General features: G+C 74.3%; 11 protein-coding genes. 8 read left to right on the top strand and 3 right to left on the bottom strand.

The window, feature by feature from the left end:
• Positions 1-61 precede the first annotated feature (61 nt).
• Positions 62-1,435, top strand: coding sequence for an urease accessory protein UreH domain-containing protein (locus PKY62_RS03875; protein WP_324535043.1), 1,374 nt, complete (start codon positions 62-64; stop codon positions 1,433-1,435).
• A 200-nt stretch (positions 1,436-1,635) separates the two neighbouring features.
• Positions 1,636-2,523 carry a fructose bisphosphate aldolase gene (locus PKY62_RS03870; RefSeq protein ID WP_324535041.1) on the top strand — a complete coding sequence of 296 codons (888 nt, stop codon included), beginning with the start codon at positions 1,636-1,638 and terminating at the stop codon, positions 2,521-2,523.
• 86 nt (positions 2,524-2,609) lie between these two features.
• Here PKY62_RS03870 and PKY62_RS03865 read toward each other — a convergent pair whose 3' ends face one another.
• Complete coding sequence (locus PKY62_RS03865) at positions 2,610-4,082, bottom strand: glucoamylase family protein (RefSeq protein WP_324535039.1); 1,473 nt, start codon at positions 4,080-4,082, stop codon at positions 2,610-2,612.
• 191 nt (positions 4,083-4,273) lie between these two features.
• On the opposite strand from PKY62_RS03865, the gene ilvD reads away from it, so the two are divergent.
• Together ilvD and PKY62_RS03855 are read left to right on the top strand one after the other, a co-directional pair.
• A complete protein-coding gene (ilvD, locus tag PKY62_RS03860) occupies positions 4,274-6,151 on the top strand; it encodes a dihydroxy-acid dehydratase (RefSeq protein ID WP_324535037.1) in 1,878 nt (625 codons plus the stop codon).
• 58 nt (positions 6,152-6,209) lie between these two features.
• Complete coding sequence (locus PKY62_RS03855; RefSeq protein ID WP_324535035.1) at positions 6,210-8,249, top strand: S9 family peptidase; 2,040 nt, start codon at positions 6,210-6,212, stop codon at positions 8,247-8,249.
• 3 nt (positions 8,250-8,252) lie between these two features.
• On the opposite strand, the gene PKY62_RS03850 is transcribed toward PKY62_RS03855, so the two are convergent.
• A complete protein-coding gene (locus tag PKY62_RS03850) occupies positions 8,253-9,347 on the bottom strand; it encodes a TerC/Alx family metal homeostasis membrane protein (RefSeq protein ID WP_502875777.1) in 1,095 nt (364 codons plus the stop codon).
• A 265-nt stretch (positions 9,348-9,612) separates the two neighbouring features.
• Here PKY62_RS03850 and PKY62_RS03845 point away from each other — a divergent pair, with 265 nt between their 5' ends.
• The 3 genes from PKY62_RS03845 to PKY62_RS03835 all read left to right on the top strand — a co-directional run bounded on the left by PKY62_RS03845 (position 9,613) and on the right by PKY62_RS03835 (position 12,651).
• Positions 9,613-10,491 carry a Gmad2 immunoglobulin-like domain-containing protein gene (locus tag PKY62_RS03845; RefSeq protein ID WP_324535033.1) on the top strand — a complete coding sequence of 293 codons (879 nt, stop codon included), beginning with the start codon at positions 9,613-9,615 and terminating at the stop codon, positions 10,489-10,491.
• 112 nt (positions 10,492-10,603) lie between these two features.
• Positions 10,604-11,575: a phosphodiester glycosidase family protein gene (locus PKY62_RS03840; RefSeq protein WP_324535031.1), complete on the top strand. Its 972-nt coding sequence runs from the start codon at positions 10,604-10,606 to the stop codon at positions 11,573-11,575.
• Positions 11,575-12,651: a GtrA family protein gene (locus PKY62_RS03835; protein ID WP_324535029.1), complete on the top strand. Its 1,077-nt coding sequence runs from the start codon at positions 11,575-11,577 to the stop codon at positions 12,649-12,651. Before PKY62_RS03840 ends, PKY62_RS03835 begins: the two co-directional genes overlap by 1 nt.
• Here the strand turns inward: PKY62_RS03835 and PKY62_RS03830 are convergent, their stop codons facing one another.
• The gene (locus tag PKY62_RS03830) at positions 12,652-13,383 is read right to left on the bottom strand and encodes a DUF2202 domain-containing protein (protein WP_324535027.1); all 732 of its coding nucleotides are present in this window, start codon (positions 13,381-13,383) and stop codon (positions 12,652-12,654) included. It lies immediately after the preceding gene.
• Between PKY62_RS03830 and PKY62_RS13370 the strand changes: the two genes are divergently transcribed.
• On the top strand, positions 13,382-13,696 hold a 315-nt coding region (locus tag PKY62_RS13370; RefSeq protein ID WP_502875778.1), incomplete at its 3' end, for a response regulator transcription factor. The genes PKY62_RS03830 and PKY62_RS13370 overlap by 2 nt on opposite strands.

Raw genomic sequence — 13,696 nt, 5'->3', positions numbered from 1 at the left:
GACCACCGGCCGGCCGACGTCCCCTGCGGCGGCCGGCCGGTCCCCCCGGACCGAGGACGCCATGGCCCTGATCGACCTGCCGGTGCAGGGCATGACCTGCCGGGCGTGCGAGGTCCGCGTCACCCGCGCGCTGCGCGAGGTCCCGGGCGTCGCGCGCGCGACGGTCTCGGTACGCCGCGGCACCGCGCGCATCCACACGGACGGACCGGTCCCCCGTCGCCTGCTCGTGAGCACCGTCGAGGCCGCGGGCTACCGGGTGGCTGCGGACGACCGCGCGTGGCTGACCCACGACCGTGCGGTGTGGCGCGACGTCGCCCTCGCCGTCGCAGCGCTCGGCGTCCTGGCCCTCGCGCTCCGCGTGAGCGGGCTGACGGACCTGGCCGACCGCGTCGGCGGGCTCACCGCCACGGGGAGCCTGGGGGTCGTCGTGCTGCTCGGTGTGGCAGCCGGGCTGTCGACGTGCATGGCCCTCGTGGGCGGGCTGGTGCTCGCGGTCTCGGCGAGCCACGCCATGGCCCACCCGGGCGCGAGCACGGCACGGCGGCTGCGCCCGCACGTGGCCTTCAACGTCGGGCGGGTGGTCGGGTTCGGCCTGCTCGGCGCCCTCGTCGGCGCCCTGGGCTCCGCCGTGACGCTCGACGGGGCCGCCCTCGCCGGCGCGATGGTGGTGGTCGCCCTGGTGATGGCCGCGGCCGGTCTGCGCCTCACCGAGCTGTCCCCACGGCTGTCGGCCGCGGGCGGCCTGACGCTGCCGCCGCGGCTGTCGGCCGCACTGCGCCTCGAGCGGGCGGACGGCCGGTACTCCGACGCGCGCGCGGCACTGCTCGGCGCGGGGACGTTCCTGCTGCCGTGCGGGTTCACCCAGGCGGTGCAGGTCTACGCCCTGTCCACCGGGAGCCCCGTGCGCGCCGGTCTGGTGATGGGCCTGTTCGCCCTCGGCACCGTGCCGGGCCTCCTGGGGGTCGGCGGGCTCACCGCCTCCGTCAGCGGGACCGCGGCCACCCGGGTCTTCCGGTTCGCCGGGGTCACCGTGCTGGCGTTCGCTGCCCTCAACCTCAGCGGGGCCCTCGCGGTCCTCGCGCCCGGGCTCGGCGGCCCGTCGGCCGGCCCGGCCGCGGGTGCCGCCACGGCGCTGTCCGACAACGTCAGCCTGGACGGCGAGGTCCAGGTGCTGCGCACCACGCAGGTCGCGGCCGGCTACGAGCCCGCCGACGCGACCGTCTACGTCGGCCGCCCGGTCCGCTGGGAGATCGACTCGACAGCCGTGAGCTGTGCCGCCTCCATCACCGCGCCGGAGCTCGGCCTCGAGCCCGTGATCCTGCGCCCCGGCGTCAACACGCTGACGTTCACGCCCACCCGGACGGGAACGCTGCACTACACGTGCGCCATGGGCATGTACGGCGGCACGGTCACCGTCATCGACGAGCCGACCTGAGGCGACCGCCACCTCCGGCTGTCGCCCACGACCCCTGACCCGCGGCCTGACCCACGCCCGCGCCGACCGGGACTCAGATCCCTGCCGCGCGGCGACGGCACGGAGGAGAGTGGACCTGGGGCACCGTCATCGAGCCCCGAGCCGGCAGGCCCGTCCTGCCGGTGCCCGGGACGGTCGCCCTCGAGGCGAAGGGATCCCTCATGACCGACCAGAAGCTCCACCGGCTCCGCACCGGGCGCGGGTTCATCGCGGCCCTCGACCAGAGCGGCGGCAGCACGCCCAAGGCGCTGCGCCTCTACGGCATCGACGAGGGCGCCTACGCCACGGACGCGGAGATGTTCGACCTCGTCCACGCGATGCGCACCCGGATCATGACGAGCCCCTCCTTCGACGGGGACCGCATCCTCGGCACCATCCTCTTCGAGCAGACGATGGACCGGGAGATCGAGGGCCAGGGAGCAGCCGAGTACCTGTGGGACGTCAAGCGCATCCCGTCGTTCCTCAAGGTGGACAAGGGGCTCGAGCCGGAGAACGCCGGCGTTCGGCTGATGAAGCCGATCGACGACCTCGACGACCTGCTCGCCCGGGCCAGGGCGCACGGGGTGCTCGGGACCAAGATGCGCTCCGTGGTCCACCTGGCGGACGAGATCGGCGTGCGCGCCGCGGTGGGTCAGCAGTTCGGCGTCGCGCGGCGGATCCTGGCCGCCGGGCTCGTCCCGATCATCGAGCCGGAGGTCGACATCACGAGCCCGCAGAAGGCCGCGGCCGAGGTGCTCACGGTGGCGGCGCTGGAGTCGGAGCTCGACCGGCTCGCACCCGAGCACCACGTCATGCTCAAGCTCACGCTCCCGGAGCACGACGGCCTCTACGCCCCGCTCGTGGCGCACCCGCGGGTGCTGCGGGTCGTCGCGCTGTCCGGCGGCTACAGCCGCACCGAGGCCGTGGCCCGGCTGGCCCGCCAGCACGGCGTCGTCGCCAGCTTCTCGCGCGCGCTGACGGAGGGCCTCACGGCGCAGCAGACCCAGCCGGAGTTCGACGCCACGCTCGACGAGGCGATCGAGCTCATCTACCGGGCGTCGATCACCTGACCGGCGCTGCGGGCCGACCGGTGGCACGACGGCCCGTGCCACCGGTCGGTGGCGGCTGCGCGCCGCCGTGACCCGCCGTCCGACCGTCAGCGGCTGACCGAGAACTCCTCGATCGCGAGCAGCGGCTCGATCACCTGACGGATCGCGCCGCGCACCGTGCAGCGCTGGACGGAGTCCTGGCGCAGCTCGTTGCCCAGCGCAGCCATGACCATGCCCTGGTCGAGCGCGAGGTACGTCTCGGCGACCGTGCCGCTGCCCACGGCGACGGCGTCGTAGAAGCCGCCCGGCCCGTACGCGCCGAGCTCGGACCGCAGCGCTGCGAGGTTGTCCATCGCCGCGTCGTGCGCATACGGCAGCGCGAGGAACGAGGCGTGCGGCGTCACCACGCCGTCGCCGTAGCCGGCCGGGACCGACGGCTCACGGGGGCAGGCAGGGTCGTCCCAGCCCGGGTCGACCGAGGTCCGCTCCTGGTCGGAGGTGTACCCGGCGGGGTCCATCCCGAGCGCGTCGACCCCGTACTCGCGGTAGCCGCCCGCGGGGTCGCTGGCCGGGGAGAAGCCCCAGTACCCGTAGCCCGCCTCGCCCATGCCGTGCTCGATCTGCGCCCGGACGTACAGCGGGTGGTTGCGGCCCCAGCTCTCCGGTCCCCACTCCGCCTCGGGCACGAAGAGGTCGACCATGAGGGCCTCGAACATCGACCCGCCCCAGCTGGGCACGATCTGCATGTCGCGGTAGCGGTAGGCGCCCTCGAAGACCTGGACCCCCAGGTGCTCCGCCGGCACCTGGCCCCAGGCGATCGCCAGGTAGCTGGCCATCCGGGGCTCGGTGTTGAGCGTCCCGTCGTGGTGACCCGTGTACCAGACGTCCGCGATGCCCTCGCGGTAGCTGTCGAGCACGCCGCCGCCCGGCGGCTCCTCGACCCAGAACCCGCCGCGCAGGAGGCGGGCCGCAGGGTCGTAGTAGAAGCCGAAGTCCATCGTCGCGGTGATCGCCTCGGCGCTGCGCCGCCGCCGCGGCTCGGCGTTGGCGACCAGCACCATGGCCGTGGCCAGCCAGGCGTTGTCGACGGTCGAGGCGAACGGGTGGACGGTCGATCCGTCCGCGGGCCAGGTGGTCAGCAGCTCCCCGGTGGCCTCGTCGTACCAGTTGCAGAACATGCCGGAGGCCTCGTGACGCTCCAGCGCGGCGACGCTGTCCAGCGTCGTCGCCAGGCGCTGCCGGGCGTCGCCGCGCGTGATGATGCCCAGGTCGCGGGCGACGACCGTGCTCCACAGGTACGCGCCGATGTTGGTCGGCGACGTGTAGCCGCTGCGCGTGGACGTGTCGAGGTCGCCCGCGATGTTGTCGGCCGGCAGGCCGGTGGCCGGGTCGACCATCGCGTCGAACGATGCCCAGGTGTCGCGGGCGTACTCCGTGAGCGTCGCGCGGTCGCTGCGGCCGTGCGCGGTCGCGACGGCACCCGTGGACAGCACCAGCCCGGCGACGGTGACCGCGGTGGCGACCGCCGTCGCCGTCCGGACGGTCCTGCTGCGACGGGGTGCCGATGTCGTCAGCGGCATGAGTGGTTCCCTTCTCGAGCTTCATCGATCGAGGCCGGCAGCCGTGAGCCGCCGGACCGGCTGTCTGCGCATACATCGACGGCCACAAGGGCGCGGGCGCGCCCGGGGCACCCCCGTCGGCGCGGGGCGGCACCGGGTCCGCCCGGTGGGACACGGCCTCCGCCGGTGCCCGGGCGTGCTGGAATACGACCATGCCCACGCTGCGCTCCCGCACTGTCACCCACGGCCGCAACATGGCTGGCGCCCGCGCGCTGCTCCGCGCGGCCGGCGTCGCCCGCGAGGACATCGGCAAGCCGATCGTCGCCGTCGCCAACAGCTTCACCGAGTTCGTGCCGGGCCACACGCACCTGGCACCGGTGGGCCGGATCGTCTCCGAGGCGATCTCCGCCGCAGGCGGCGTGCCGCGCGAGTTCAACACCATCGCGGTGGACGACGGCATCGCGATGGGCCACTCCGGGATGCTCTACTCCCTGCCGTCGCGCGACCTCATCGCGGACTCGGTCGAGTACATGGTCAACGCCCACCAGGCCGACGCCATGGTCTGCATCTCCAACTGCGACAAGATCACGCCGGGCATGCTCATGGCTGCCCTGCGGCTCAACATCCCGGCGGTCTTCGTCTCCGGCGGCCCCATGGAGGGTGGCACGGCCACGCTGACCGACGGGACCACGCGCACCGGGCTCAACCTCGTCACCGCCATCGCCGACGCCGTCGCGGACACCGTCTCGGACGCGGACATCGACCTCATCGAGGAGGCCGCCTGCCCCACGTGCGGCTCGTGCTCGGGGATGTTCACGGCGAACTCGATGAACTGCCTGCTCGAGGCGCTCGGCCTGGCCCTGCCCGGCAACGGCTCCACGCTGGCCACCCACACGGCGCGCCGCGCGCTCTACGAGGAGGCCGGGCGCGTCGCCATGGAGATCACGCGCCGCTACTACGACGACGACGACGCCTCGGTGCTGCCGCGCTCCGTGGCCTCACGCGCGGCCTTCGACAACGCGATGGCCCTCGACGTCGCCATGGGCGGCTCGACCAACACCGTGCTGCACCTGCTCGCCGCGGCGCACGAGGCCGAGCTCGACTACGCCATGACGGACATCGACGCGCGCTCGCGCCAGGTGCCGTGCCTGGCGAAGATCGCGCCCAACGGCCACCACCTCATGGAGGACGTCCACCGCGCGGGCGGCATCCCGGCGATCCTCGGCGAGCTGCACCGCGCCGGGCTGCTGCACACCGACGTCCACGCGATCCACTCCCCCGACCTGACGACGTGGCTGGACGCCTGGGACGTGCGGGGCGGCGCGGCGACCGATCAGGCGCTCGAGCTGTTCCACGCGGCGCCGGGCCGGCGGCGCTCCGCCACGGCGTTCTCCCAGTCGGCCCGCTGGGAGCAGCTCGACACGGACGCCGTGGGCGGCTGCATCCGCGACGTGGCGCACGCCTACACGGCAGACGGCGGCCTGGCCGTGCTGCGCGGCAACCTCGCGCAGGACGGCTGCATCGTCAAGACGGCCGGCGTCGACGAGTCGGTCTTCACCTTCGCCGGGCCGGCGCTCGTCGTGGAGTCCCAGGAGGCGGCGGTCGAGGCGATCCTGTCCCAGCGGGTGTCACCCGGCGACGTCGTCGTCATCCGCTACGAGGGCCCCCGCGGCGGGCCCGGCATGCAGGAGATGCTCTACCCGACCTCCTACCTCAAGGGGCTCGGCCTGGGCGCGGCATGCGCGCTGGTCACCGACGGCCGCTTCTCCGGCGGCACGTCGGGGCTGTCCATCGGGCACGTCTCGCCCGAGGCCGCCGCCGGCGGGGTGATCGCGCTGGTCGAGGACGGCGACACGATCCGGATCGACATCCCGCGACGCGCCATCGTCCTGGACGTGCCGGACGACGTCCTGGCCGGGCGCCGCGAGCGGCTCGAGGCCACCACCGGCTACGCGCCCGTGGCGCGGGACCGGTACGTCTCGACCGCGTTGCGCGCCTATGCCGCCATGGCGCTCTCGGCGGACAAGGGCGCGGTGCGCGACGTCGGCATCCTCGAGCAGCGGGTGGCAGCTGCGGCGCTGGCCCGGTAGCGCAGCGGCCGGGACGTCCCGCGGGCCTCGCGGCCGGCGGGAGGCGTAGGTTCGTCCGGTGATCCCCGCCGACGTCGCCCTGCTCCGCACCCCGGGAACCCCGGCCCTGCACCCCGACGGTCGCACCGCCGTCGTCTCCGTGCTCTCCCCCGACCGGGACACCGACGAGTACGTCGGGCAGCTGTGGCGCGTCCCGACGGACGGCTCCGCCGCCCCGGTCCGACTCACCCGCGGGCACCGGGACACGGCCCCGACCTGGTCACCCGACGGCCGATGGATCGCCTTCCTGCGCGCCGAGGCCACGGGGCGCCCGCAGCTGCACCTCGTCGAGGCCGGCGGCGGCGAGCCCGTGCGGCTCACCGACGCGCCGCTCGGTGTGAGCGACCCGCAGTTCTCCCCCGACGGCACGCGGATCGCGTACCTGGCGCGGGTGCCGGCCGAGGGTCGGTACGTGACCGGCGGGGACGCGAGCGCCGAGCCACCGCGGCACATCACGACGTTCCGGTACCGGGGGGACAACCTCGGGTTCCTCCGGGACCGCCCTCAGCACCTGTTCGCCCTGGACGTCCCGGCCGCACCCCTGCCCGGCCGGCTGCCCGAGCCGGCGGCCCTCACGGCAGGGGACCTCGAGGTCTCCGGCCACCGCTGGCTGCCCGACGGTCGCCGGCTCGTCGCGGTCGGTGCCGTCCACCCCGGACGCGAGGAGGACCTACGCGTCGACGCCCTGCTCGTCGACGCGCGGCCGGGCGCGGGAGCGGACGGCCCGCCCCGCCCGCGCCGCCTGACCGACGCGGAGCTCGGGTCGAACCTGGTGGTCGAGACCGTGCTGCCCTCCGCGGACGGGTGCACCCTGTGGCTGCTGGCCGGGGACGTCGGCGCGAGCGGTCGCGACTTCGTCGCCGCGCAGACCGGCCTGTGGTCGCTCGACATCGGCGCCCTGCTCGCGGACGGCGACGGCAGGGCCCCGCTCCCCCGCAGGCACACCGACGCCGAGACGACCGACCTCGTGCCCGGCGCGCTCTCGCTGGCCGGCGACGAGGTGCTCGTCGCGGACCAACGACGCGGCGCCGTCGTGCTCCTGGCGCTCCCGGCGGACGCGACGGCCGTCGGCACCGCCGTCGCGCGGGTGCTCCTCGACGCGCCAGCCGTCGTGCACGGCGTGGCGGCGACGCCCGACGGCGCCACCGTCGTCGTGAGCGCCGGCGGTCCGGGCAGCGCCGGGGACCTCGTGCTGGTGGACCGCGCCGCGGGTGGCGGCACGCACCTGACCGACCTGACCGCCGAGCTGCGCGCCACCGGGCGCCTGCATGCGCCGCGCGAGCTGACCGCCACGGCGCCCGACGGGTACCCGGTGCACGGCTGGGTGACGACCCCCGACGCGGGCCGGCACGGCCCGGGCCCGTACCCCGTGGTGCTCATGATCCACGGCGGCCCCTTCGCCCAGTACACCCACGAGGTGTTCGACGAGGTCCAGGTGCTCGTCCAGGCCGGCTACGCCGTGGTGCACGGCAACCCGCGCGGCTCGGCGGGCTACGGCGCACCCCACGGCAGGGCCATCCGCCGCGCGTTCGGCACGGTCGACACCGACGACGTGCTCGCGCTGCTCGACGCGGCCCTGGCCGGCGACCCCGCCCTGGACGGTGCACGGGTGGGCGTCATGGGCGGCTCCTACGGCGGCTACCTCTCGGCGTGGCTCACCACGCGCACCGCGCGGTTCGCGGCCGCGATCGTCGAGCGCGGGTTCCTCGACCCGGTCAGCTTCGTCGGCTCGAGCGACATCGGCTGGTTCTTCGGCCTCGAGTACCTCGGCGACACGGGCACCCCCCAGGACGACCGCGCGTTGGCGGCGCAGTCGCCGATGGCGCACGTTGCCCGGGTGCGTACGCCCACGCTGGTGATCCACTCCGAGAACGACTGGCGCTGCCCCGTCGAGCAGGGGCAGCGGTGGTTCGTCGAGCTGAGGCGTCGGGGCGTGCCGGCCGAGCTCCTGCTGTTCCCGGGCGAGGGGCACGAGCTCACCCGCTCCGGCAGGCCGAGCCACCGGGTGGCCCGCTTCGAGCACGTGCTCGCGTGGTGGGCCCGGTACCTGCCGGTCTGAGGGTCAGCGCGCGGCCTGCTCCGGCTCCGGGTCGGGGTCCGGGACCACGGCGAGCTCGTCGACCGGCCGGTCCAGCGGCACCTCGACGCCCCGCGTGGCGCGCAGGCTGGTGAACGTCACGACGACCAGCACGCCGACGATGACGCCCAGCGACGCGAGCGTCGGGATCTCGGGCACCGCCGGCCACACGCCGTGCGCCCAGTGCAGCACCAGCTTGACCCCGATGAAGCCGAGGATCCCGGCCAGGCCGTAGCCCAGGTGCACCAGCCGCGCCAGCGCGCCCTGGAGCACGAAGTACAGCGCACGCAGGCCCAGCAGGGCGAACGCGTTGGTCGCGAAGACGAGGAACGGGTCCCCGGTGATGCCGAAGACCGCCGGTACCGAGTCGACGGCGAAGACGATGTCCGTGGCGAGGATCGCGAGCACGACGAGCGCCATCGGGGTGGCCGCGAGCCGCCCATCCTCGCGCACCAGCATCCGCGTGCCGCGGTAGTCGTCGGTGACGGGCAGGAAGCGCCGGATGAGCCGGACCGAGCGCATCGAGGAGATGTCCACCTCGTGGCCGGTGTCCTTGCGCTGGTCGCGCAGCAGCTTGACGCCCGTGGCCAGGAGGATGAGCCCGAAGAGCAGGAAGGCCCAGCTGAGGTGGGCCAGCGCCGCGGCGCCCAGCGCGATGAAGATCCCGCGCAGCACCAGGGCCCCCACGATGCCGAACAGCAGCACGCGCTGCTGCAGCGCCGCGGGCACCGCGAAGGCGCCGAGCAGGAGCATGAAGACGAAGAGGTTGTCGACCGACAGCGACTTCTCGACGAGGTAGCCGGTGAGGTACTCCACGCCGGTGGTGGCACCGAACCGGGACCACAGGTAGCCCCCGAAGGCCAGCGGCAGCGCGATGTAGAAGGCGCTCCAGCCGATCGCCTCACGCATCGAGACCTCGTGGGGGCGGCGGGTGATGAGGAAGTCCAGCACCACCAGGACGACGACGGCGCCGATCGTTGCCGCCCACAGTCCGGGGGTGCCGACGCTCGTCAGCTCAGTCGCCGGTGGGGCTGCGGCCGCCTCGGCGGCGGCCAGGACGACGGGGTGGTTCAGGGGCACGGCTCCTCCTCGGATCACGACGGGTCCGAGGTCTCCTTCACCCACCGCAGTGGGCCACCGCCGAGGTCGCCGCTGGGGCGCCGTACTGACCGGATCGGTGCGAGCGAAGTACTCCCCTCGTCGGAGGAGCGTAGACGAGGCCGGCGCGGGACGCATCTCGGCACCACGAGGTCCCTCGCTGGTCGACCGGCCGGTGGGAGACTGGGGGTGCAGGCGGTCCGTCGGCGGGCACCGTCGGGGCCCGGGGCCGCTGGTGGAGGTTCTGATGCTCGCGCTTCGATCCGGACGCCGTGCCGCCCTCGCTGTCGTGGGGGCCGGGCTCGCCGCAGTGCTGCTCTCCGGCTGCCCCGCACCGGACCCCACCCCGTCGGCCACACCCACGCCGAGCGCGTCGGCCGAGCCCACGGCCGAGCCCAGCCCCACGCCCTCGGCCACCGCCGGCGGCGACCTGGCGATCTACTCGATGCTCGAGACGGGCACCGAGGTGCGCCTGGTCCGCGAGCTGCGCGCCGTCGCCGACCCGACCCCCCAGGCCGCCGTCGCGCTGATGATCGCCGGACCCACCGACCCGGACTACTTCAGCCCGTGGGACCCGGCCACCCAGGTGCTCGGGGTGACCGAGGACGCCGGCACCGTCGTCGTCGACCTCAGCGCCGACGCACGGACGGCGAACATCGGCTCGGCCGGAGCCGCCCTCATGATCGAGCAGCTCGTGTGGACCGTGTCCTCGGCGGTCGGCGACCCGAGCGCCCCCGTGCTCCTGACCATCGACGGCGCCCCGGCGGGTGAGCTCTGGGGGGCCGTGGTCTGGGACACGCCGCAGGTGCGCGGCGATGCGCTCGCGACGCGGCTGCTGGTGCAGATCGACGAGCCCCGCGAGGGCGCGACGAGCGGATCGCCCGTGACGGTGAGCGGTGAGGCTGCCGTCTTCGAGGCCACCCTGCCGTGGCGCGTCCTGGACGCAGCTGGCACCGAGGTGGCCGCCGGTGTGGCGATGACCGCCGAGGGCCAGACGTTCGCGCCGTTCTCCTTCACCGTCGACCTGCCCCCGGGGACCTACAGCGTGGTGATCACCGAGGACGACCCGTCGGACGGCGAGGGCCGGGCCCCGATGAGCGACAGCCGCACGGTCACGGTGAGCTGACGGCGGGCTGACGAAGCGCGCTCAGGCGGGGCACAGGGGACTCAGGCATGCCGCCCAGGTGACCGGGCGACCCTGACGGGGACAACCCCCTCACCCGTCAGGAGAGCCCCCGATGACCGGCACCCCGTCCGAGCCGCCCCCCCGATCCACCCGGCGCCGCGCCATCGCCGCCGCGACCGTGACGGGCGTGCTCGTCGCCGTCGGTGTCCCCACCGCCTGGGCCGTCGACCGCTACCTCGTCGAGCACGTCGAGATCGCCGACGTCTCCGCATACGAGGCGGCCGTCGGCGCGGCGACCACCGGCACCACGTCGAGCAGCACGTCCACCACCGGAGCCTCCACCGCTGCGACGGCGTCAGCCGAGGAGCCGTCGATCACCGTGTCGACCGTGACCACGGGCAGCGGCGACGACACGGTCACGTACTACGTCGCCGACGTCGTGCTGTCGGACGCCACGCAGCTGCGGTCTGCCTTCGCCCAGGACGCCTTCGGCACCAACATCACCGAGACGACCTCGGACATCGCCGCTGCCAACGACGCGATCCTCGCCATCAACGGCGACTACTACGGGTTCCGCGAGACGGGCATCGTCATCCGCAACGGCGTGGTCTACCGCGACGAGGGTGCGCGCGAGGGCCTCGCGTTCTACCTCGACGGGACGGTCGCCGTCTACGACGAGACGACCACCACGGCGGACGAGCTCGTGGCGGCCGGCGTGTGGAACACCCTGTCGTTCGGGCCGGCGCTGCTGGCCGACGGCGAGATCCTCGACGGCATCGAGGACGTGGAGGTCGACACCAACGTCGGCAACCACTCGATCCAGGGTGAGCAGCCCCGCACGGCCGTGGGCATGATCGACGCCAACCACCTCGTGCTCGTCGTGGTGGACGGACGCAGCCCCGGCTACAGCCGGGGCGTGACGATGACCGAGCTGGCGCAGATCATGGCCGACCTCGGCTGCACGGTCGCGTACAACCTCGACGGCGGCGGCTCGTCGACCCTGTACTACGACGGCGCGGTGGTCAACGACCCGCTCGGCAAGGGCCAGGAGCGCGGCACCAGCGACATCCTGTACATCGGGTGATGGCGATGATCATCCTCATCCCCTCCTACCAGCCCGACCACCGACTCGTGGACCTCGTCCGCGACCTGCGCCGGGCGCTGCCCCGGGCGCCCGTGCTCGTCGTCGACGACGGCAGCGGCCCGCGGTACGCCGCCGTCTTCGCCCAGGCCCGCGCGCTCGGCGCCGAGGTCCTCACGGGCGACGTCAACCGCGGCAAGGGGCACGCGCTCAAGGCGGGGTTCGCGCACCTGCGCACCGCGCACCCCGGGCAGGGCGTGGTCTGCGCGGACAGCGACGGCCAGCACACGGTCACGGACATCCTGCGCGTCGGCGACGCGATCGCCCCGGGCACGATGGTGCTGGGCGCCCGGCAGTTCGTCGGCGCCGTGCCCCTGCGCAGCAGGGTGGGCAACGAGGCCACCCGATGGATCTTCGCCGCGGCCACCGGCCAGCGGCTGCGCGACACCCAGACGGGCCTGCGGGCGTACCCCGCCGACCTCCTGGGGTGGCTCACCACGGTGCCCGGCGAGCGGTTCGAGTACGAGATGGCGGTGCTGCTCGCCGCCCGGCGGGCCCGTCACGCCGTCCTCGAGGTGCCGATCCGCACCGTGTACCTGGACGACAACGCGTCGTCGCACTTCCGTCCGCTGGTCGACTCGCTGCGGGTCTACCAGCCGATGGTCCGGTTCGCCGCGTCGTCGCTGACCGCGTTCGCGATCGACACCGCGGTGCTGCTCGCGCTGTCGGCCTTCGGGTGGGGACTCGCGGCGGCCGTCGTGGGCGCCCGGCTGGTCAGCGGGGCGGCGAACTTCGCCGTGAACCGCTCGCTGGTCTTCGGCCAGGGAGGCCGTGCGCGGGTCGCCTCGTCCGCCCTGCGGTACGCCGCGCTGGCCGGTGCGCTCGTCGTGGCGAACTACCTCGTGCTCCGGGCGATGGTCGACGGTCTGGGGACGCCCCTGCTCGCGGCCAAGGTGGTGACCGAGATGGGCCTCGTGGTGGTGAGCTTCGCGGTGCAGCGGCAGCACGTCTTCGTCCAGCCGCGGCGGCACCGCGACGCGCCGAGCGCCGCGGTGCCCCGCCTGACGAGCGTCCGGTGATCAGCCGCCGAACGCGACGAGGTGCTTCTCGCTCGCGGCGGTGAGCCGGGCGTAGACGTGCTGCACGTCCTCGGCCGTGACCCCCGCTGCGGCCTCCTCGAGCGCCGCGATGTCGTCCAGCTCGACGGCCCGGCCGACGGCCAGCGCGTCGTCGGCCGAGACCATGCCCTGGGCGAGCAGGTCGTCGCACATCTGCGCGAGGCCCTCGTCGACGAACTCGCCGGCGTCAAGGCCGACGGTCGGGTCGGCGAGGCCGTAGGTGTCGAGCAACGTGCGGATCGCGTCCATGTGCTGGGCCTCCGACCGCGAGATCCGCTCGAAGGCCGTGATGCCGAACTCCTCGCCGAACGCCACGTAGAGGTCGAACGCGAGCTTCTCCTCCTGGACCATGAAGAGCAGGTCGGCCTCCTGGGCGGCGGTCAGCTCACCCGAGGCGTACGCCGTGTGATCCCCGGCGCCCGCCTGCACCTGCCCCGCGCCGCCCTGGCCGACGCCGCCCCGGCCCGACCACCCGGAGCCCGCCGCGCCGTTGCCCGCCTGGCCGTCGACCGCCCGGCCGTTCGCCGGCGCACCGTCGCACGTCGCCGTGCCGTCGCACGTGCCGGCGTCCCGGGCGGTGGTGCCACGGCCGGTCGTGTCGTCGATCCGGTCGGCGGCCACGGCGCCGCCGGCGAGGAGGCCGACGGTGATCGCGCCGGTGCCGACGGCGGTGAGAAGGGTGCGTCGCATCATGGTGTGCTCCTGGTGGGTGCGGCCCCGGCTCCCCGGGGTGGTGGATGACCTCACCCTCGCCCGGCCGTGCGCAGCCGCCACGGATCCGGTGTGGAGACGGGATGGAGATCCGCCGCGTCCGGCACTCGGCCCGGCGGCCACCCGGCAGGATGGAGCCATGCCCACCGTCCTCGTGGTCGAAGACGACCGCGACATCCGCGACGTCCTGCGTCGCTACCTCGAGCGCGCGCAGCACGCCGTCCTGACCACGGGCAGCGGGGCGGAGGCACTGCGACTGCTCGCCGTGGGGCAGGTCGACCTCGTGCTGCTCGAC

Source organism: Actinotalea sp. (genome assembly GCF_035443605.1).
In the GTDB taxonomy this organism is placed as follows: Bacteria; Actinomycetota; Actinomycetes; order Actinomycetales; family Cellulomonadaceae; genus Actinotalea.
Note: the sequence above shows the minus strand (reverse complement) of the source record. Positions and strands in the feature narration are given on the sequence as shown.